The sequence below is a fragment of the Eubacterium maltosivorans genome (assembly GCF_002441855.2).
GTDB classification, from domain to species: Bacteria; Bacillota; Clostridia; order Eubacteriales; family Eubacteriaceae; genus Eubacterium; species Eubacterium maltosivorans.
The window spans coordinates 1142227-1162916 of record NZ_CP029487.1; the positions used below are offsets into that span (position 1 = coordinate 1142227).

26 protein-coding genes and 1 pseudogene are annotated in these 20690 nt (G+C 41.1%); 4 read left to right on the forward strand and 23 right to left on the reverse strand.

What is annotated here, in order from left to right; genetic code table 11:
- Positions 1-7 precede the first annotated feature (7 nt).
- The 12 genes from CPZ25_RS05680 to CPZ25_RS05720 form a co-directional block, all read right to left on the reverse strand.
- The gene (locus tag CPZ25_RS05680) at positions 8-763 is read right to left on the reverse strand and encodes a hypothetical protein (RefSeq protein ID WP_096919570.1); all 756 of its coding nucleotides are present in this window, start codon (positions 761-763) and stop codon (positions 8-10) included.
- Between the two features lie 16 nt (positions 764-779).
- Positions 780-1196, reverse strand: a complete 417-nt coding sequence (locus tag CPZ25_RS05685; protein WP_074617063.1) for a gp33 family protein — start codon at positions 1194-1196, stop codon at positions 780-782.
- Complete coding sequence (locus CPZ25_RS05690; RefSeq protein WP_243129349.1) at positions 1193-2914, reverse strand: DEAD/DEAH box helicase; 1722 nt, start codon at positions 2912-2914, stop codon at positions 1193-1195. The genes CPZ25_RS05685 and CPZ25_RS05690 overlap by 4 nt, the downstream gene beginning before the upstream one ends.
- Positions 2898-3224, reverse strand: a complete 327-nt coding sequence (locus CPZ25_RS05695; RefSeq protein ID WP_096919569.1) for a hypothetical protein — start codon at positions 3222-3224, stop codon at positions 2898-2900. Before CPZ25_RS05695 ends, CPZ25_RS05690 begins: the two co-directional genes overlap by 17 nt.
- Positions 3214-3414 (reverse strand): hypothetical protein, encoded by a 201-nt coding sequence (locus CPZ25_RS05700; RefSeq protein ID WP_074617065.1) that lies wholly within the window; start codon positions 3412-3414, stop codon positions 3214-3216. The genes CPZ25_RS05695 and CPZ25_RS05700 overlap by 11 nt, the downstream gene beginning before the upstream one ends.
- 87 nt (positions 3415-3501) lie before the next feature.
- Positions 3502-4230 (reverse strand): hypothetical protein, encoded by a 729-nt coding sequence (locus tag CPZ25_RS05705; RefSeq protein ID WP_096919568.1) that lies wholly within the window; start codon positions 4228-4230, stop codon positions 3502-3504.
- Positions 4230-4556 carry a hypothetical protein gene (locus CPZ25_RS05710; RefSeq protein ID WP_074617067.1) on the reverse strand — a complete coding sequence of 109 codons (327 nt, stop codon included), beginning with the start codon at positions 4554-4556 and terminating at the stop codon, positions 4230-4232. Before CPZ25_RS05710 ends, CPZ25_RS05705 begins: the two co-directional genes overlap by 1 nt.
- 358 nt (positions 4557-4914) lie before the next feature.
- The gene (locus CPZ25_RS20370) at positions 4915-5088 is read right to left on the reverse strand and encodes a hypothetical protein (RefSeq protein ID WP_167495174.1); all 174 of its coding nucleotides are present in this window, start codon (positions 5086-5088) and stop codon (positions 4915-4917) included.
- Positions 5085-5210: a hypothetical protein gene (locus tag CPZ25_RS20950; RefSeq protein WP_279230343.1), complete on the reverse strand. Its 126-nt coding sequence runs from the start codon at positions 5208-5210 to the stop codon at positions 5085-5087. The genes CPZ25_RS20370 and CPZ25_RS20950 overlap by 4 nt, the downstream gene beginning before the upstream one ends.
- A gap of 85 nt (positions 5211-5295) precedes the next feature.
- Complete coding sequence (locus tag CPZ25_RS20375; RefSeq protein ID WP_167495175.1) at positions 5296-5463, reverse strand: hypothetical protein; 168 nt, start codon at positions 5461-5463, stop codon at positions 5296-5298.
- Positions 5464-5950: 487 nt separating this feature from the next.
- Entirely contained in the window at positions 5951-6181 is a 231-nt protein-coding gene (locus tag CPZ25_RS21145; RefSeq protein WP_120785063.1) for a helix-turn-helix domain-containing protein, read from the reverse strand.
- Between the two features lie 12 nt (positions 6182-6193).
- The gene (locus CPZ25_RS05720; RefSeq protein ID WP_096919566.1) at positions 6194-6388 is read right to left on the reverse strand and encodes a hypothetical protein; all 195 of its coding nucleotides are present in this window, start codon (positions 6386-6388) and stop codon (positions 6194-6196) included.
- A 113-nt stretch (positions 6389-6501) separates the two neighbouring features.
- Between CPZ25_RS05720 and CPZ25_RS05725 the strand changes: the two genes are divergently transcribed.
- The 3 genes from CPZ25_RS05725 to CPZ25_RS05735 all read left to right on the forward strand — a co-directional run bounded on the left by CPZ25_RS05725 (position 6502) and on the right by CPZ25_RS05735 (position 10137).
- Positions 6502-6870, forward strand: coding sequence for a helix-turn-helix domain-containing protein (locus CPZ25_RS05725; protein WP_167495177.1), 369 nt, complete (start codon positions 6502-6504; stop codon positions 6868-6870).
- 333 nt (positions 6871-7203) lie between these two features.
- Complete coding sequence (locus tag CPZ25_RS05730) at positions 7204-8586, forward strand: SNIPE associated domain-containing protein (protein ID WP_096919564.1); 1383 nt, start codon at positions 7204-7206, stop codon at positions 8584-8586.
- Positions 8587-8742: 156 nt separating this feature from the next.
- Positions 8743-10137 carry a recombinase family protein gene (locus CPZ25_RS05735; RefSeq protein ID WP_096919563.1) on the forward strand — a complete coding sequence of 465 codons (1395 nt, stop codon included), beginning with the start codon at positions 8743-8745 and terminating at the stop codon, positions 10135-10137.
- Between the two features lie 216 nt (positions 10138-10353).
- On the opposite strand, the gene CPZ25_RS05740 is transcribed toward CPZ25_RS05735, so the two are convergent.
- The 6 genes from CPZ25_RS05740 to CPZ25_RS05765 all read right to left on the reverse strand — a co-directional run bounded on the left by CPZ25_RS05740 (position 10354) and on the right by CPZ25_RS05765 (position 13785).
- Entirely contained in the window at positions 10354-10965 is a 612-nt protein-coding gene (locus CPZ25_RS05740) for an RNA polymerase sigma factor (protein WP_167495178.1), read from the reverse strand.
- A 12-nt stretch (positions 10966-10977) separates the two neighbouring features.
- Complete coding sequence (locus CPZ25_RS05745) at positions 10978-11184, reverse strand: hypothetical protein (RefSeq protein WP_096919561.1); 207 nt, start codon at positions 11182-11184, stop codon at positions 10978-10980.
- Between the two features lie 135 nt (positions 11185-11319).
- Positions 11320-11724 (reverse strand): hypothetical protein, encoded by a 405-nt coding sequence (locus CPZ25_RS05750; protein ID WP_058694119.1) that lies wholly within the window; start codon positions 11722-11724, stop codon positions 11320-11322.
- Positions 11725-11732: 8 nt separating this feature from the next.
- Entirely contained in the window at positions 11733-12263 is a 531-nt protein-coding gene (locus CPZ25_RS05755) for a BRO-N domain-containing protein (protein WP_096919560.1), read from the reverse strand.
- A gap of 19 nt (positions 12264-12282) precedes the next feature.
- Positions 12283-12903: a hypothetical protein gene (locus tag CPZ25_RS05760; protein ID WP_096919559.1), complete on the reverse strand. Its 621-nt coding sequence runs from the start codon at positions 12901-12903 to the stop codon at positions 12283-12285.
- 159 nt (positions 12904-13062) lie between these two features.
- A complete protein-coding gene (locus tag CPZ25_RS05765) occupies positions 13063-13785 on the reverse strand; it encodes a hypothetical protein (protein WP_096919558.1) in 723 nt (240 codons plus the stop codon).
- A gap of 215 nt (positions 13786-14000) precedes the next feature.
- Between CPZ25_RS05765 and CPZ25_RS05770 the strand changes: the two are divergent.
- Positions 14001-14437 (forward strand): annotated as a pseudogene (locus CPZ25_RS05770) (transposase); the annotation flags it as partial.
- A gap of 559 nt (positions 14438-14996) precedes the next feature.
- On the opposite strand, the gene CPZ25_RS05780 reads toward CPZ25_RS05770, so the two are convergent.
- The 5 genes from CPZ25_RS05780 to CPZ25_RS05800 form a co-directional block, all read right to left on the reverse strand.
- Positions 14997-16208, reverse strand: a complete 1212-nt coding sequence (locus CPZ25_RS05780) for an MATE family efflux transporter (protein ID WP_096919557.1) — start codon at positions 16206-16208, stop codon at positions 14997-14999.
- A gap of 193 nt (positions 16209-16401) precedes the next feature.
- Positions 16402-17664 carry a hypothetical protein gene (locus tag CPZ25_RS05785; RefSeq protein WP_096919556.1) on the reverse strand — a complete coding sequence of 421 codons (1263 nt, stop codon included), beginning with the start codon at positions 17662-17664 and terminating at the stop codon, positions 16402-16404.
- A gap of 76 nt (positions 17665-17740) precedes the next feature.
- Positions 17741-18955 carry a glycosyltransferase gene (locus CPZ25_RS05790; RefSeq protein WP_096919555.1) on the reverse strand — a complete coding sequence of 405 codons (1215 nt, stop codon included), beginning with the start codon at positions 18953-18955 and terminating at the stop codon, positions 17741-17743.
- Positions 18931-19521, reverse strand: a complete 591-nt coding sequence (locus CPZ25_RS20955) for a DapH/DapD/GlmU-related protein (protein WP_279230344.1) — start codon at positions 19519-19521, stop codon at positions 18931-18933. The genes CPZ25_RS05790 and CPZ25_RS20955 overlap by 25 nt, the downstream gene beginning before the upstream one ends.
- Positions 19514-20689 carry a glycosyltransferase gene (locus CPZ25_RS05800; RefSeq protein WP_096919553.1) on the reverse strand — a complete coding sequence of 392 codons (1176 nt, stop codon included), beginning with the start codon at positions 20687-20689 and terminating at the stop codon, positions 19514-19516. The genes CPZ25_RS20955 and CPZ25_RS05800 overlap by 8 nt, the downstream gene beginning before the upstream one ends.
- Between the last annotated feature and the right edge of the window lies 1 nt (position 20690).

Below are 20690 nucleotides of genomic sequence, written 5' to 3' on the forward strand. Positions count from 1 at the left end.
CTCCTATCTATTTGAATGGGACCTCGTCATCAGCGATTTCGGTAAAATCGGCGTCGATTGGGGCAGATTTAGCCTGAACCATTGCTTCAGCGGCCTGCTGCGCCAGCATATCTTTAATGCTCTGGCGGTAAATGGTCGCAGCCCCGACGGTTTCCGAATCCAGGTTGCCAGCGATTTTAAAGTTGGCCACACTGTAGTCATTGCCGCCGGTATTCTTTTTGCTCAGGGTAATTTTCGTCACGACCGCATTGACCTTTTTGCCCCGGCTGATGAGCAGGGTCTTATAAGTCCGCCAGTTATTAAGGCTGGTTGGCGGCAGGGAAACGACCACAGGCAGCAGGTTTTCAGGCTGAAGGATATAGAGCATTTCCATATTTTTACAGGCCTTGCCTTTCCCGCCTTCTCCAGAGCCAAAGGTGTTGAGGGGGCATTCCTTGCAGCTGCCGCCAGGATTGCCGATCCCCTGAACGCCTTCATGGCTCAGGCAGTCCGGCGGGGTATTGTCATCGCTTGACACAGCCCAATAGGCATTGGATTTATGATGCCAGACCACCACGCCGATGATCTCTTTTTCAATCTCTGGATTTTCCGGGTCTTCACCGGGAATCTCAAAGGCGATACCTCCGCCGGCCGGGATTTTGATGCGGGGATACTGGGGAATGTCCCCGCCCAGTTCTTCTGCGATTTCCTCCTGGGTTAAACCGAGACCGGTTTCCCCCAGCGCTGCAATCTCCATGGTCATCAGTTCATTTTTTGTTGTCATTGTTTTTTCCTCTTTCTCACGCTTTGCGCATGTTTACTTTTGGCTGTTCAAAAATGTTTAAATAGGGGGCGGCCCAGTCTGGCAGTACCCGATTGCCAGCGGCATCGTCTTGCATGATCTCTTTGGTCACCGTGGCCTTTAGGGTCTGATTGCTGATGGTCTCACGGATAATACCGCCATAGTCGTGGGAACGAAGGGCTTCGAAAAAATCCGCTTCCTGATCCTTGTCATAGTTTACCTGGCGCTGCTGTGTCAGGTAGAAGGTGGTGCCCGCGCAGTTTAGAGACTGCATTTCCTCGTCTACCATCAGAGAGGCCAGTTCTCGGTTCGTTTCATCCCGCAGGGCCTTATAGTCTTTCAATTCTTTTTCCATGCCTTTGATCAGCTCGTCCACTTCCTTGAGCTCCAGGGCTTTCTGGGTTACTTCCATCATTTTTGGGTTCCTCCTAATAATTTTTGATAATTGTCGACACACAGGTCGGCAATGCTTTTCTTTTGGCTCAGGGCCTCCAGAATCTTTTCGTCCACAGTATCTTTGACCACCAGATGAATATAGGTGCAGTTGTTTTTCTGCCCGATTCGGTGGGTTCTGGCCCGGCTCTGTTCATAGGCTGCATAGCTGTAATCCATGCTGTAGTAAACTGTGGTATCGGCTGCGGTCAGGGTAATACCCAGGCCGGCGGTCTGAATCTGGGCCAGAAAAACCCGGATCGCGGGATCTTTCTGGAAATCTTCGACGTATTCGCCGCGCACGCCCTTGGGCACACTTCCGTCAATCATCCGGTACCCGTCCGTCCCGAGCTGTTTTTCGAGGACTTTCCGCAGCAGCTCAATCTCTGCGGTAAACCGGGCGAACACGACCACCTTCTTTCCCTTCACGGAGAGTAAGTCGCCAAGCAGTTCTTCAAAGAGCTTGATCTTGGCTTTGCTGATGGGAATCAGCTTTCCGGCGTTGGGGTCGTTCTCGTAGCCTTCGGTATCCAGCTTCACAAAACCGCCGCAGATCTGGCTCAGACGCAGCAGCTGGGTGATGACGTGCTGAGCAGTTACTGCGGGCAGGTTGTCAAGATCGGCGATGCTGTCTTTCACCAGGTCTCTGTAGGCTCTGGCGGCAGGGGCTTCAAAATGACAATACAGGGTTTCATTAAGCTGATCGGGCAGGTCCAGGGCCTGCTCTTTGGTTACTCGGTAGGCGATGCTGTGAACTTTTTTTACCAGATCCCCCAAATTCCGATAGCCGATGACCTGGGAATAGGTTTTCCCGGTGGCATGGTTGGTACCCTGACCCATGAAGGCGTAGGTGCCTCGAAAGGCATACCAGCTGTCTCCAAAGATTTCACGGTCCATAAAACGGTACTGGGAAAAATAATCCAGGGGTGAGTTGGACACCGGGGTGCCGGTCAGATCCAGTTTATAGCGCGCCTGATCGCCCAGATTGTGCAGGGCCTTGGACTGCTTGGACAAAGGGTCTTTGATCCGCTGTCCTTCATCGGCGATGATCATGTCAAAACCAAAGGCGAGCAGTTCGGTCTCCAGGCGCCAGCAACTTTCGTAGTTGATGGCAACTACGCACAGGCCGGATTGATTTTTCGCGGCCTTAAGCTTCTCAAGTTTCTTTTTCCGGCTGCTGTCATCGAGCACGGTGACGTTAAAGGGATAGCCGGCATAATCCGCGAACTCTCTCGGCCATACGGGTATGACGGAAAGGGGTGCCACGATCAGCGCGGCGCGAATCTGCTTTTCAAGATAGAGCTGTCCCGCGACGGCCACGGCGGTCAGGGATTTTCCGCATCCCATCTCAAAGAAAAAGCCGTAGCCGCATCGCCCCTGGTGAAAAAGGGCCATGGCTTTCGCATAGGCGGCGTATTGGTGTTCAAAGGGTGTGATTCCTGCTTTTAAGGGCATGGGGCCGATATCGGAGATAGTTTTCTTTTCGGCCGCCACCGGTGTTTCAAAGTCCGCCTTAACCGCAGTGTCGCCTTCAATGCCAGGCACGGCCATCAAAAGCCCCTGCCAGACATCCAGGCTGTAGGGCAGCACCCATTCCTTGTGGAAGGGATCCCACTGGCCGCCCATGGCCTTGACGGTTTCTTTATATTTATAATCCACACAGGCCCGCAGGCCATCCGGAGCTTTATAGGCGCGCATCATCGCTTTGCACCTCCCGCTTGATATGCTGGCCGCACCAGGGGCAGTATTCACCGATAAATCCGGAATGGACTCGGGTATGGATCTGAATGGCGCCAATGGCATGACCACAGGTTGGGCAGAAAAAGCCGACGCGCTCGCCATCCTCCCGCTTGTAAAGCTTCTTTGCCTCCCGCATCCGCAGGGCTTCAATGCCTGCCTGAATGGCGGCCTGGCCATAATCATGACCACCCTTGCTGTCTTTCTTTAAGGCGGACAGCTTGCCTTTTAAGGTGGTGATCGCATTTTCGATCAATGCCTGTTCATGCTTCATAATGGTCTTCCTCCTTCCCCATGGCCTGATCCACAGCGCTCCGAACGGTATCCAGAATGATTTCGCAGTCCCGATAGGTCGTGACAAAATCCGGGTTGTTGACCATGAGCTTGGTAATCTTGGCGGCAGTATTCATGAGCACACCAAGGCGGTATGGTGGAATTTCGTCGGGTTTCTTTTCGGTTTTCACTTGATTTTTTCTCCAATCGTGATATACTCACTTACAGGTAGTTCTTTAATGTGCCGGGATGACGTGGCTGCGTCACCCGGCTTTTTTCTATGCAATAATGATGTAGGGGCAGTTTCCGTCCTCATCGCTCAGGGCTTCGATCAGGTAGGCTTGAATGTTTTTCATGGCTTCCTGCCTCCAGGCGCCGCCATCGGCTTCAAAGAGCGCTACCTGCATGTTTTGGTTGATGCGCAGCACAAAGGCACTCTCGGGCTGCTCCACCTCGGTGAAGGTTCGGAACGGTGCCAGGCGGACGGGGTTCGGGATCGTGGCTTTGGTTTTTAGCACTGCGCCTGTTTTTGCTTCTACGTTCTGGGTCACACCGTCGTCGGAAACCTCCACACCGCTGTTCTGATCCAGACAGATGTTGCCAACCACTTTCAGAACGGCATCCCTGTCACATTGACCTTTGAAGCAAGACTGCAGCATGACGTTGAAGGCTTCGCGGTCCATGTACTCGTTAAACCGGATATGCGGTACTGGCGCGGTGGCTTCCAGGAATTCTTCCCGGGTACGGGTACAACACTCCAAAGAACCGTTGACCGTGACCGTCTCTGGCCCATACACATGAATAAGTGTATATGCTGTGGGTTCTCCGTCAATATTGCTTCTGAGATAGTCCACGATGCTTGTCAGGCTCTTCGTCCGCAGAGATACTGGTTTTGGTGGCAGTACCGGAAATAGGTTTTCCCTTGTGTACTCCACGCTCCCCGCTTCAATGGTTTTCGGGCCGGCCATTTCTTCAATCTTTTCAATAAAATCACGTGTTAAGTCCATTATTTGACTCCTTCCATTTCGAGTACATTTTCAACGTTCATCTGTCCGGGAAGCTCGTTCCCGATTTCTTCTGCGACCACCTTGCGGCCGTCTTCGGTGATGGTAATGGCAGTGGCAAAACCGTTGATCGGGGCTTCGGTGTGCTTGACTTTAAAGTCAATATCGCCGATGGTGCGTTTTTCATTGGGGCTGATGGTCATCTCGATGGTGACCTTCCGTTTTGCTTTGGGATCGGTGTTGATGTCCCGGATGTTTTTTAGAACCTTGTCGAACTCATAGTCAAAGACTTCCTGCAAGGCACCGTTGTTAATTTCGCTTAATTGCATGTTTTTTCTCCTTTGGTTTATTTGAGAATGTTTGGCCGGAGTGACAGTACCCTGCCCTCCGGCTTTTCAAAATCCATTAAAGTTTAGAAATTTGACTGTTCAGGTTGAACGGGCGCTCATTCCCGTCCGTTTTTATCTTGTGTGTTTTTTTACAAACCGATTTTTATTCTTTTTATTTCCGCGTTTTTAGCCCGCGGATCAGGCTTTTGACTTATAAAGATGAACAATATGGCGTCGCACAGCTTCCTTATGGTGGAATGCCCCTGTATTGGATCATTGTTTTTTCTCCGTTTCTGTGGTAGAATAACCACGTAACATATATCTGGTCCCTAATGCGGTGCTTCGCTTTGGGACCTTTTTATTTGCCATACTTCCGGTGCAGCCCATCAATCTGTGGCCGCATCGCCTCAACCTGTCGTTCCAGTTCCTCGCGCCTTCTGCCAATTTCCGGCGTCCAGCCGACCCCGTGGGGTAACATTGCCAGTTCGTGCGCGGCCTTTAAATATTGGGTTACGACTTGTTCATCGGTCATTTCCTTTTCACCTCCTTCAAAATTTCAATACCTACCGGCACCATCACCAACCCGATCACGGTCAGCCAGCCGGTCGTCTCTGCGAGTCTTCCCGCCCAGTAAATATAGATTAATCCTTCCATAGCCACCCCTTATTGACCGCAAAGCGAAAGGCTTGATAAATTGCGATGCCCATCAAGACAAAGGGCAGTCCGGCGTAACTTAGGTTCATGAGGCGGCCTCCGTATCGGCTTTATGCCCCTTATCCCATATTTCTTGAATCATCCGGCAAGCGGTTTCCACCCCGACTGTAAATGCTGGACAGTAACCAGTGGTATCCTCAATATAAGTTCCATCCGACAATTTTTCTTTTACAGAAATTTCATTTATTTTCATGATTTTTCCTTTCTTTTACTCAAATGATCCAAATATATTGGTCTTTCTATTCCTCTATTTTTCATCAGTATTTGTAATATTTTTATCGTTATGTTAAAATTTAAGTATGCCAATAGGGCAAATCCAAACCAAAGGAGTTGGTTTCTTTTGGAAGCATTTTTGAATTTGCCCGCTCCCTTTTTACAGGCCGCCGTCGTGATGGCAGACACGTTAAACGCTGTATAGTATTTTCCACCCTTCCTATTATTCGTGTAGATCCACGTTAAAAACTAGCGGTTAGCGCCGTGCTAAAAAATGCTATTGTTGTGGTGAGAAAATCCTGTAACCAGTCAGCAAAAGGGCTTGCTCTTTTGAGCAGTCGCAGAACCAAAACTGCGAAAGTGACGGATGCTCCAAGAAGCGTTAAGCTGTTTTTAATGCGGTGTAAGCCTGCAAAGCATTAAGGGTAAACAATTTTGGGCAAAAGCTGATAGAGAAACAGCCTCTATCAGTTTTTTGTTTTTTTTGAGTTATTAATCTTCATATATTCCATTGGTTCAATCCCAAGGTAACAACAAATTTTCATATATTCTCCCACACGTAGATCTCTGTCCCTGCTTTTATTTGATAAACTGTCATAAATTGACATATATGGAATCTCTGTGTCATTGGAGAGTTTTGTCAAATTAATTCTTTTTTCTTTTATATACTCTGAAATGAATTTAGTTGGTTCATCTATTTTCCTTTCCTCCTAACTCGCCACCAGCGTCTGTTCATCCGGCGCCTGTTTCTTCTTGCTGTCCAGATAAGTCTGGCGCTGGGCCAAAACTGCGATGGTGTTGGCCACAACCGCGAAATCATCTGGCTTCAGACTTTCCATTTTTTCTTTAGCAGAAATCAAATCTTGCTGTTTTTCTTTGGTAAGCATATATTCACCTTCTTTCATTTTTTGTATCCTTCGACACTATTATATGTGCCTTAGCAACTTTTGTCAATCTTTTTTTGTTGACATTGACACCTTTTGGTGATATATTGTTTTCATGCAAAGGAGGTATGGCATTGAAAGAAAGAATTAAAGCTCTGCGTAAGCAATTAAAAATGACGCAAGAAGATTTTGCAAAGCGCCTTGGCCTTGCACGTAACAGTATTGCCAATTATGAAATTGGCCGCAGAGAACCTACAAACGCAATAGTAAATTCTATTTGTAGAGAATTTAATGTGAATGAAGAATGGCTTCTTACTGGAAAGGGTGAAATGTTCATTGACTTTTCCGAAGGTGAGGAACTGGCTGCTTTCTGCGGAAAGCTGTGCGCTGGTACCGATCCCGCTATAGCAAATGCACTTTTATACTACAGCCGCCTTTCTGACGAAGATAAGGAATTTGTCCGGACACTTATGTGGAACCTTGGAAATTTTGAAAAAAAATAGCGCGCGGCAAATACGCCACGCGCTGGTGTTTCTTTAATCTTCCATCAGGTTCTTAATGAAAAGAGCGATCATGTTCAGTTTTTCCTGATCCGTGATATCCTCGATCATCTCAAGAATGTCCCAGGCCGTATAATCTTGTGCATTCATAGACGTACTCCTAAAATTTATTTAGAAGCGGCCGCTATCTATAGTTTAATTATAGACAACTATAGATCTGATTCCAATGATAAACAGGTTTTATTCGTCATTTATTTGAAATATTTTTAGAAAACATTTTCAATTCGCCAATATTAGTATATAATATTCCCAATAGTATTTTATTGGAGGTATATTATGGCATTATTTGATAAACTAAAAAAACAGGTTTCTGAAAAAATTACTGATGGGATTTCTGCAGCACAAGAACAAATTAAGGATAAAGCTGAAGAATTAACACCCTTGGCCAAAAACAAAGAATATCAAGAAAAGATTAAAACATTAGAATCGGAAAACAAACGCCTTCAGTCGATTCTCTCACCTGAACTAATAGATAGCACAGAAGCAATTTCTGCTTTGGATAAAGAAAGAGAAACGCTTGAAATTAAGATTCAACGGTTAAGTAATAAACTCCTTAACCTTGAAAGCGAAATAAAAAGCAAGAAGAAAGAGCTTATTATTTTAGATGATGAGACGCTTTACCAAGACTTTGGTCTTTATGCTCCCATTTATGATCTTGTTAATTCTGAAGCCTATAAAGATAGAATTACCGTTATTCGCCAACGCCAAAAGGACATGATTAAAAGTGACACAGCATGTACTTATAGTAAGAATATGACGCTTAATAACAGCCTGAGCAAAGGTCAAAAAATGGTTAAGGACAATGTTAAGCAGGCTCTTCGCACTTTTAATAATGAATGCGAAATGGTCATTGCAAAGGTCAAATTTAATAATATTGAATCCATTCGGAGCCGTATCATTAAGTCTAAAGAAAGTCTTGAGAAACTCAATAAAGCCATGGATATCCAGATTAGCAATGAATATTTAGATTTGAAACTGCAAGAGCTGAACCTCTGTTATGAATATGCTTTGAAAAAGCAACAAGAAAAAGAAGCGGCTAAAGAGGAACGTGAACGCTTGCGTGAAGAAGCCAAACTAGCTAAAGAAATTGAAGAAGCCCGAAAAAATATTCAAAAAGAGCAAAATCATTATCAAAATGCTTTGAATATGGTTATGCAGCAAATCGAAAAGGCATCTCCGGAAGAGCTGTCTGATTTAAATGCTAAAAAATTAGAAATCGAGAATAAAATTTCTGAAATAGATACAGCCATCAAAGACATTGATTATAGGGAAGCCAACAAACGCGCCGGCTATGTATATATCATCTCAAATATTGGAGCCTTTGGCGAAAATGTTTATAAAATAGGCATGACCAGACGTTTAGAGCCATTAGACCGTGTCAATGAACTCGGTGATGCCTCTGTTCCTTTTAATTTTGATGTACATGCTATGATCTTTTCTGATGATGCACCTTCACTTGAAAATGCACTGCATAAAGCATTTGAAGATAAAAAAATTAATATGGTCAACCAACGCAGAGAATTTTTTAATGTAACGCTTGATGAAATAATCAATGAAGTTCAAAAGAATTATGACAAAACCGTCGATTTCATCAGAACTCCAGAAGCTGAACAATACCGTGAGAGTATGATGCTAAAAAAACAAGCGTATAAAGCATAATAAAAAACGCCCCTGTGCGATAACACAGAGGCGATGACATATATAAAACCGAGTGGTCTCATATAGTGTCCCTAGACAAGATTATTATATCAGACCTCACCCGGTTTTACAAATAAACCCGGGTATTCTTATACCCTTTTTTAGGAGGTCTTTGATATGAAAAAGAGAGCGGGTCTCTATATCCGCGTAAGTACAGAAGAACAAGTGGACAACTACTCTATCCCCGAACAGAAAAGACGGCTTGAAGCCTATTGCCAGTCTCATGACTGGGCGGTAGCCGAGGAGTACATTGACGGCGGGTTCTCTGGTGCTAAGCTGGACCGGCCGGCCATGCAGAAGATGATTGCCGATTCAAAAGCTGGAAATCTGGACGTGGTGGTATCCATTAAGCTGGATCGGCTGTCCCGCAGCCAGAAGGATACACTTCATCTGATCGAGGATATTTTCCTTCCCTACCACGTTGATTATGTATCCGTCAATGAAAGTTTCGACACTGGCACCAGCTTCGGCCGGGCCATGGTCGGGATTCTCTCTGTCTTCGCGCAGCTGGAGCGAGAGCAGATTCTTGAACGGATGCACAGCGGAATGGAAGCCAGGGCTAAGACAGGACTCTACCATGGATCAAAGCCGCCATATGGTTATACGCTTGAAAAAGGGATTCTTAAAATCGATCCCACAGAAGCCGTAGCGGTGCGAAAAGTTTTTGATTTATGGCTAAAAGGCTATTCATATAACAAGATCAGTGAAATAATGGAAGAAACTTATCATGGGGAAAAGGCTTGGATGCACCCATCTGCGATCAATCAACTTCTTACAAATCCAGCCTATATTGGAAAAATACGTTTTGCTGGGAATGTAATTGATGGACAACATGAAGCAATTATTGACGAGATATCTTTTAAAAAGGCGAACCTACGGCTTGAAACCCGTGCCGCAAATCGAGGGCGGCAAACTACCTATCTCCTCACTGGCGTGGTTTGGTGCGGGAATTGTGGCAGCCGGTACGGCATAAATCTGAGTACCTGTAAGGGGATAAGGTATACGTATTACACTTGCTCCCCAAACCGGAGAAAAAAAGGAAACGAAGGAATACGATGCTGTGGCAACAAGCCCATCCCCACCAAGAAGCTCGACCCTCTTATAATTGAAAAAATCAAGAGGCTTGCCATCAGCAAAGACTTTTTTGAGGAGATACAGAAGCCGGACGCTTCCTTAAGCGATGCAATTGCGTCCCTGGAATCTGCGGCCGCAGAAATCGACAAGCGCATCGGAAAGCTTATGGAGCTATACAGCATGGATGGTATCCCGACCGACACCCTAAGCCAACAAATCAATACCCTCTACGCCCAAAAGAAAGATTTAGAATCCCAAATTTCTGAAAAACAATCTGGATTCAAGCAGACCTATGAGGACTATAAAGAAGTTTTCGACAAGGTCGATTATGCTTTTGAATCCGGAACCATCGAAGAACAAAAATCCATTGTTCGGTCACTGATCAAGCGCATCGACATTCTCAACCAGGAAATAACTATCACCTGGAACTTCCAATAACGGCTAAATTTAGCCGTTTTTTACACTTACCTGAATAAAACTAAGTATTTTCCCATCCTTTTCTCCATAATTGACGGTGATTTTCATTCCCACCGATTCCACAGTTTTCTCAATCGTTGCCATATTGTTTGCCTCCTGTTTATATTCCGGCAGCGCTGCCTTACACCTTACAATATGGCAAATCCCCAAAACACCCAACCTGCTTTTAAGCTTTCTTTAAGCATTCTCAATGCCATAGGCTTTCCGCATGCCCTTCATGGCCTTGCTCAGGGTCTTCGCCACGCATTGCTCGCTGACGCCGCGTTCTCTTGCGATGGCCTGGTAAGTCTGACCCCTGTAATAGTGAGCCTGAATGCACTCCCTCTGGGCTTTGGGCAGCTGTGCCACCCGCAGCTTCAGAAAAAACAGGTGGCTGTCCTCTCTTTTCTCCCGCGCCCACCGCTGCGCGTCCGTCTCCGCACACGCCTCAGCCGGAAGGGCCTCTGCCAGAGTGCCCCCCTCCGCCACCGGCGCGTCCAGCGAAATCGCCGTCTGAGCCGAGACAGCCGGCCGCTTTTTAGCCCGCTGGACAAACACGTAAAAGAGCTGTTTTTTAATATAGGCTGGAAAATAGTCCGGCCGCTCTGATTTAAAATCCTTTAAACGCTCCATAAAAATAACACAGGCCTCCTGATAGGCATCTTCCAGCTGGGTTTTATCGTAAATATACTCGCTAATGGTGGCTAAAATCAACGGCTTAAAGGTCAGCAGCAGCGTTTCCGCTGCCGCCTTGCTTCCTGCCTGCGCCCTTGTGACCAATGCACCGATCTCTGCGTATTTTTTACTCAAGCACACCCTCCTTTACTCGCCCTCGCAAATAGATATAATCTCCAAAACGGCCTCGGGGAAATGATCCTCCACCGCGCCAGCCGCCTCGTAAAAGCAATCCTCCGCCTCCTCGCGGCTTCTGGCCGACAGCACTTTGCGCACCCGGCATTCCCCTTCCACAGTGTAATGTCTCAACCGCCCTGTACAGGGTCTTCCTGCTCCGTATCGGTTTGTGTACAAACGCACCTCCTGAATTAATAAAGATTAATATATAATATTATTAATAATATTACTAATGGCGGACACCTGTGTCCGCGATGTTGCCGCTATCTTGTTCTTTTTGTCCACATTGCGGTCATATCTGGCCGCTTTACCCTATCCGGCATACTTATCCACAAGGCCGAAAACCGACACGGTTTCATCCGCCAGATTCTTCAGGCGCGTGGGCGCCACATTATCCGCAAAAGGGATTAAAGTATAAACGCCCTTGCGCCGGTTTTTAACCGCCTTCTGATATTTGAGCCGTCCGGCGTCTACCAGCTCCTTGCGGTAACGGCGGATATTGCGTTCGCTCCGCCCAAAGAGGCGCTCAATGCCCTCTGGCCGCACAAAGAACTCCACCCGCCACAGCCACCGTCCATCAATGGACGGCAGCGCGCAGCAATTGCACCGGTAAAGCAGGTAAATCCAAAGCGCCACGGCCCCCTCCGAAAGCTTGCGGTCTGCAGGCAGATCGGATTGCCATTCGATAAAAGCCTCCAGCTCCGAAAAAAAATTCATGAAGCTCCTCAGGCAGCTGCCCTTTGCAAAAGGCGCTCCTCCACTATTTCGAGCCGCGTTTCAAGCTCCTGATTTTTAATGACCTGGAAGGCCAAAGCGCTTGAGAGCATCCGGATGGCCTCCTCCATATTCTCTTTTTCCTCCTGATCCATGTGTGTTTTTTCGCTTTCAGGCAGCATGATCCGGGCTGTGTCGATCTCACGCCGGATCACGGGGATCACACAGGTTTCAAGGTACCGCTTAAACCCTGTGGCTGCCTTATGGCCGCAATGTTTTAACAGGGCCAGAACCCCCTCCTCGCTGACCAGCAGCATTCTGTGCATCCGCCCACCACTGTTCTTAATCAATCGTTTCTGGACCGCTGACGCCGGCAGTTTTTTCAAAAGCCTGTGATAGCTTTTACAGCCCATGTAACTGCCGATCTCTTTCAGGACAAAATAGCTCTGACTGCCCTCCTCGTAAAGATCGGTATATACTCGCAGTTTATGATAATCACTTCCAAAACACTGTTCCAAAGTCGTTAAAACGGGTTTGTTCATCTTGTTCTACCTCCGGTTATTATACATTCAATAAAGACAGGCCGCCGAAAAAACGCTTTGCCATCTGCGGCATCCATTTAAAATAAGTCCGGCTGATCCACTTCCAATCATTGCTAAAGAAACGCATCCTGTCCTCGGCTTCAGCCTTTTCAAAGCCCACAAGGGCCATCCGCCGCACGCCGTCAGCCGTCATGTAAAAGTCTCGGGGGCCATTATCCCGCCGAGGCACCTGCATCTGGAGAAAATCCTGCTTTTTGATATGTTTAAGCAGAAACATTTCTGTTTCATGGAACTCAAAGCCAAAAACATTCCCCATGTCGTGTACATTGTAGAGCAGCGGATCCTCGATGAGCCAAATATTGTTCAGCCAGATCATTCGCACCTCCTTGAAATCTGGCGTCTGTGCCCTGAGCAGACGCTTTTCAATATCGGCCATTTCCCGCTCAATCGGGCGGCTCTCAAAGGGCTCCCTCTCCCTGTGAAAACACCGGCACTGCCCCTGCGCGTCTAAAAAACGGCAGTACAGCCTGCAGCGTGTTTCATCCGCCCGGTAAGCGCATTCTTTGCAGCCCTCAGACATCCGCTTTAAATCATACCAGGGCTCTTCATAAAACCGATCTCTCTTTAAATCTTCGTTCATACCCTTTCCTTTCGGTTAGTTTCGCCAGCGCTGACGTTAGGTTTAATTATAGCGGTTTTTTAATAAAGCGCATCTCGCCTCCAGGGGATGATAAGCAGTAAAAAAACATAAAACGCAGCGTTTTATATCTTTTTATGGCAATATTTTTCTCTTTAAAGTTTAAAAAGTATCGTGTTTTTTAATAACTGTAAACCTCTGCATTTCTGAGGAACAATGTTTTATTTTATACGCTTCCGGTAAAACCGAAAAAGCTTCGTTGGGAGACGCTGTTTGATGATGCCACTCAAGGCATACGCTTTGAATCCCGCATTCCTTACAGCGCAGCCATTCCCCGTAAACGGGCCAGTGGCGTTTGATAAACATTTCCCGAACACGCCAGCCCTCGTCCAGCTTTTCCTGCACCCTGCCGGGCCGCTGCCGGTAAGGGATCGCAAGGCCCGAAAAAGTAACCAGGGCTCTGGCCCTGCGGTCATGCCCTCTGTATACCGCATGCCAGTTAAGATAGCTAAACCGCTTTGCGCTCACCCAGGGCACATCCACCTTAACCGGGATGTACTCAAGCCCAGCCCCTAAAAAAATGACGTTATTGCTTCTCTTTCCCGCAAACCGCATGGTGGTCTTTCGCCGTCCTGCCATGTTTATATCCAGATACTCCCCGATACAGTCCAGAAAATAGCGAGCCTCCACCGGGATGATAAAAGCCTGGCCATCCCCATACAGCACCACCGTGCCGCTGCCCTTTGCCTCACAGCACCGCAAAAACCCCAGCGGCGCACCCGAAAACCGTAAAATCCTGCCGATGTTTTCATCTGTCAGCCTGACCTGCCCGTTGTCGAAGCCCATGGGCAGGGATTCGTATCTTAATTCTGTTATCGATTTCATTTTAACCTCTACTACTCCTTTTTTACAATCTGTTTATATCCGACAATGACAAGCTTGTTTACACCAAGGGAAACGCCTCCTTTCTGGAATATAACGCTATAAAAGATAGTGTATAATAAATTTCGCAAATTCAATTTTAAAAAATAGACATGGTCTATAGCCGTTTGGTAAAATTAAGTCATCACACAAAATCTCACAAAGGAGGCTATGAAACCATGTCTGATAACATTATACAATTGAATGAGGAATTAATAAAACATGATTTATAAGATCTTGTCCGCAGCGGTGTCAAAGAAACTTTAAATGCGCTGCTTGATAAAGAAGTGCATGAACGGGTCAATGCCCCAAAATATGAACATTCTTCTGGACGAAAAGGATACCGTCCCGTCATTACAAAAGACATTTTCAAACAACCGCTGGCGACGTTGAATTGCAAGTGCCAAAACTTAAAACGGCCATTATCGGGCGGTATTGTCGCAGAGAATCCTCGGTTGAGGAAGCGCTTATCGAAATGTATCTGGCGGATGTTTCCATCCACAGAGTGGAGGATATTATCAAAGCGCTCTGGGGAACCAAGGTATCTCCGAGCAGCATCAGTAATCTCAATCAAAAAGCTTATGAGCACATCGAAGCCTGGCATACCCGGCCATTGGCTTTGGACGAACCCCCGAACCAACGACACAATAGAACGTTTAAATCGAAAAATTAAACATCGAACCAAAGTTATTGATACTTTTAAAGTGCGTTAATGTTAGTCTGCGCATGATTACGTCATGTCGTAGCTTCTGAATGAAGCAATCGATGCTATATGAACATGGATCATCTTATCTAGGCAGAAGATGAAACCTAGTCGGGCATTGTTGCGGTTAATGACGCTCTGCCAAACGGCTAAAATTAAACTTGCGAAAAATTCTTGACATTATCCACTGACACTACCTATAATAATCATTCATATTGTCAATTCCAACAATCTTTACCGATGATAGTTTTTCAATAATTCTAATACAAGACTTGAACCAATAAAACCTGCTGCACCCGTAACAAGTAAAATTTTATTCTCTAATTCCACTAGATTATTACTTCACTTTCTTAAAAGTTTGGTTTACTTTTTTATTGACCTACAAAAAATATTCTAATGAAAACAACCATAAAGCGATTTATTCTGTAACTTCAGCTAGTTAGTATTCAATGTTTCATCATTTATTTTCTACTTACTTCCTCGTTGTAACTTCTTCTTTTAATTTTCTATAATAGTGCATAAAAAAATCCGTTACAAATAATAATCCTGTAACAGTATACGATATCGCCGATGCCCAAGCAGCACCGACTATATTAAATTTAGGAATCAAAATCATATTGATGGCAAAATTTGATGTGACAGCAAAAATCAAGTATATTAATACATTTTTTTTACGACCATCAGCCAATACTAATGGGTGAATTATTTTATAAAAGCACATAAAGAAATCACCAATAAATAAAATCAAAATAATAACATATGCTGACTTATAATCATCACCATATAAAAATATTATGATCCACTTTCCTAATAATAAAAAGAAAATAAAAATAACAACCAAAAAAAGAATGGCAATTTTTAAATATAAAATAGTTTTTTTTGCAGCACCTTTTTTAACGACTTCTGATAACAAGAGTTCTTTCAGTGTATCTGGAATTATTAAAATTATATTTGATAAAGTCACTGCAACGCTATAAACGCCAATTAAATTTAAATCCACATTTAAATTTTTTAGCATAATAATATCTAAGTTATAATTAAAAGTAATCAATAAGGTAATAAGCATTACTTTAAATCCGCTATATAAAATATTAGCTATCGTAGTGAACTTATTAGATCTAGCTTTTAAAAAATCCCATGTTATTTTAATCTTATTATAATATATTAACGGAGCAAAAATAAATGTAAGGTTTATCATATATGCCACAAATATTATTTCGACACTTTGCAGTTTTATTAAATATAAAATTAAAAGATTAATTACATAGATAATTTCACTTATTAAAGAAACTATATTCCTAGCTTTGACGTTTATAACACAAGAAAACATTGACACATTTTGAAACAAAATATAAAATCCTGTTATACATAAAATAAAAAACCATTCTTTGTTATCAAACAAAATCATACAAAGAAATGATAACAAAAATAGCAATATACTACTTATAGTAGTAATACCAAAAAATGTCCCTAATACATTATCTCCATATTTTTTTCTATACTCCAAATATAACAAATCTAATCCCATACTACCAATACCGCCCAAAACAGTCACTATATTTATAACATAAGCATACTCACCTTTTAAAGAGGTAGTAAGAACTCTATTTATAAATATTGTTGTTAAAAAATGTATACAAAAATACATTATTCTAATAGTAAACGCTAATCGTTTTTCTTTCATTTACATTCTCTCCAGTTATTTAACATAATATATCCTAACACTTCAATAAATGCTTTATATGAGTGTGTTTAAATTTGTGACATTGATAATCTATCCTTACTCAACATTTATGTTCCCCTTTCTCAAATGAGTATTGCAATACAATAGTGCGCTGCACGATTCAATCGGAATACTCATCTCAATGTCTTTTGATCTATAATTGTTTGTTTTTTATTAATTGATCGATTATCTGAAAGAATAAAAACATAACTGGAAAAACGAAAAGAACCCCTCTAAACAGATCAAATGAAGTATACAAATACCACCTAAAAGCCGTTGCCGTAAAATATATTTTGAGCAGCCTTTGAAAATCAGTTTCTTTTGTCCCCTGCATTTTTTTTAATAAGTGTGCCATTATAATACTCAAAATTATAATGCCCGCATATCCAAACCAAAAATACCAAGATGAAACTAACATCCCACCACCTTTATTCATATAGTATTTTAATGTAAATTCGGTCAAATTTGCTTTTCCATAACTACCGCCTATTACTATGCCAATAAGAAAATCAATAAAGTATAAAAAACTATTAGGGCATTGACTTTTGGCAGCAATAATCGAAATGCCTGTATAAAAAGATTGAGAAACTGTATCAGAAGCAAATCCTTTTAAACCATATTGTGTTATATATGAACTCATAATGTTTTGTGTAGAATAAGATAATCTGTAAACTGAAATTATATTAGAACAAAATATGCCCAATACTGCTATCAAAAACAATTTTTTTAAGGAAATATTTTTTTTCAGATATAAAATAACAATAATTAGTATCATTGGGAAAGCTGATGATCTATCACCTTGAACTACAGCTCTAAAAATATATGTTACTGCATAAATTTTCAATAGTGCATCTGCTTTTTTAGATGTCCCAGAATAATACCAAGCTATCAAAAATAAAGCAGTACTATATTCAAAAAATGTTGTAGTATTACTTTCATATCCTGCAAGACTTGACGAAGATACTGCGTATCCAGTAATTAAAATAATCCATAGTACAAAATATATTCCTAAAAATATATAAATATTATTCTTTTTTTGTCTTATTATGTGTTCTTTAACAATTGCCCCTTTATATGCTGGAACAAGAGCATTTAAAGTAGATATAAACAGCACAAGAGATTTCACAAAAATCAAATCATATTCTGTGCCTCTAAGCTTTTGCCATGAAGTTGTCTCTATTGGTAATGCTAACATCCCATTTGTCAAACAATCTGATATTACTAATGATAAATTTATATACGTAATTATTCCAAAAACAAATATTAGCATCTTATCATTCTTAAATTTAAAAAGTAGTTCAAGTGAGCAAAAAACAAGTACTACTCCAATTAATGTTTTATTATATATATTACATTGGCGCATTTCAAGAATAAGAAAAAGAACTAAAATCAATATCAAATAATCCAAAAACATCATTTTATCTTTTCTAATAGAAAATGACAACATTTTTTATAGTATATACAACAAATTATATTTACTGTATACTTTCCTTTCATTTATATTCATTATAGTTTTTTACTCTTTTACAATAATCATTGAAAATATTTTGTCTTCTAGTTTCAATTACATTTAGATTATATTCTTTGGCTCTTACAAAATTTTTTTCAGATTGTTTTATTAAATTCTTTTTCTCCAACAAGTTTATTATACAATTATATATGTCAGTTATATTATTTGGATTAAATAAACATGACTGATCCAATAGTTCTGGAATCCCCGCAATTCTTGAGCCAACACATGGACATCCTCTATTCATTGCTTCAATAACTGAACGCGGAAGCCCTTCTTGTTTGCTCGGTTGGACATACAAATCGATTTCTTTATACCAATTATTTATTTCTTGTTTATTTAGTGTTCCGAGTATTCGCACTTGATCATAAACTCCATATTTTTGAGCTTCTTTTTTTATATGTATCCCTTCTCCAGGTCCCACAATCTGAAATTCAGCTCTAATCCCGCTTTCTTTTAATTGTTTCAACACTTTTACAATCAGATGCTCGCCTTTATATTTAACATCTATTGAATTCACTGCCTGTCCTAAAACAATTTCATTTAAATTCATATCATTTATTTTTTCAATTCTTTTAGTTAAAACAGCTTCTGATTGTTCGTTTATGTACACATTAGAGCACGAAGTCGTAATATGATCATTGGGATATCTTTTTTGCAAAAAAAACTTTGTTACATATATTGCATATGCTGCATTCTTAATATTGTTTCTTTCATTAATATACATGTAAGGCGCAATTATTTTACCAAGTACCCCATGATTCCAAAATGCATCCCATGCACATCCACCTACTTCAACTAAATATTCTTTATTAATTTTCTTTGCAACTGAAAGTATAACATCTGAAGTGGTACTGGGCATTCGAGCAAATATTAGATCCACTTGTTGTAAAACATTTTTTATCTTTTTTTTAAATTTTTTCTTTTTGTATGTAATTCCAGATAATGAATTGAGATTATCAACTTCAATAACTTTTATTCCATCTAAATCCAACGGTTGCATATTCATTTCTATATATGATTTATCTCTTGAATATGTCCTTACAATGATTACTAATTCATCCACCACCTGAAAGTACCTATTAAACATTTCATTTGTTAATGTAACATTACAATATACTCCATTTTTATCTTTATAAAGGGGGCCATCAAAACAAAATAAACCTGTCACAATTATTCTCCTATCATCTTTTTCCATTTTTTTTCATTTTCGTCATATTGCTTGATGATTTTTGCAGGAACCCCCCCCGCAATACAGTGTTTTGGAATATCTTTTGTTACAACACTGTTTGCTGCAATAACTGAACCCTGACCGATAGTTACTCCTTGTTGAATCACAGCTCCTTCTCCAATCCATACCTTGTCTTCAACAATAATAGGTGATGAAACCAAGGTTCTTTCGTTTGGCGGTTGCAGAGGAGACGATTGATCCTTTCCGTGATACGAACCATGAGCATTATTAACTAATAATACCTTTCCTGAAATCAATACTTCATCTCCAATTGTAATTCTCTTATTAGCGGAAATTCTTACATTATCACCAATTCTAACATTATTACCTATAACAATACATAATTCATTATGTTTTCCATCAACCTCAAATCTACAATTATATCCTGTAGTAATTTTGTTTCCAAATGAAATATATTTTTTCCCACGAATTGTAATTGGGAACCTGATCAATCGTGCATTTTTGAAAAATACTTTGGTAAACATAAGAAAAATGAAATTTTTTATAATTTCAAACACACCATAATTAGACATCTTCATTTTTCCTTTCTTGTATTTCATTGATAAACGAAGTTATTTGCTCATAAAATACCACTGGACTAAAATGCATATTATAAACTTTTCTTGCATTATAAGAAATTTTTTCATACTCCTCAATAGTCAAACCACAAATTTTATCTGCAACTTCGCATTCATCTGTTATGTTAAATCCACAATGCTCCCTTTGTACAATCTTATATGTATCTCCCACTATATTGTTTATAATCGGTATTCCATAATGAAAATATTCTAAAGACTTCATTGTCACACCAACAAAGACTGTTTTTTTCATGATATTTAACGCATAATTACAATTAGATAAAATTTCATTCTTTCTGTTTTCATCATAAACTGCACCGTAAGTAATATATCGTAATTTATTACTTAAACATTTTTGTTCAAGTTCTTCTAGCTTTTCACCTGTGCCAACAATTTTTAATACAACTGGTTTTATATTATTGATAGCGTTCAAAATCTTAATTATTAAATCTATATCAATCAAATTATTAACTGAACCAAGATAAAGAATACTAATTTCATTATCAATCATTGATGGACAATAATTTTGCAACTCATCATTTTTGCTTAAGTAAATAGTTTTTATAGGACAAGTGAAATTAATTCTATCAGTTAAGTATTTTTCAAACAATTCGCATTCGAAAACAATGCCATCAGCTTTACTGACATTCTTATCCCTTATATTTTTCCAGATACAAAGTGGCAATCTCAAAGCCTTTTTTACTGTTTTATGAAGAGGAAACGATTCTGGCCATAAATCTTCTATTTCAAATATTAATTTCGGACTGACGTTCTTCTGTTTCAACTTATTCAAAAAAGAAAAAATATAGTTAGGAGGAGTTATTGCATAAATTAGTTCTGACTTTTTTTCTTCACATATTTTCTTAACTTTTTTTGAAAAAACATAATGTGACCATATACGTTTAAAAGAAATATTCTTTTCGTAAACTGGAACTTCAATTGTAGTTACATTTTCTTTATTTGTTTCATACTTTATTTTATTTCTATGATTAAAGTTCGATGTTACAATTTCTGTTTCAAATCCTTTTTTTTCAAAATAAGTTTCTAAAAACTTAATACGGATCTCATAGTCATAATTGAAAAAAGCTGTAATTATAACAACTCTTTTATTTTTAGAATTCATA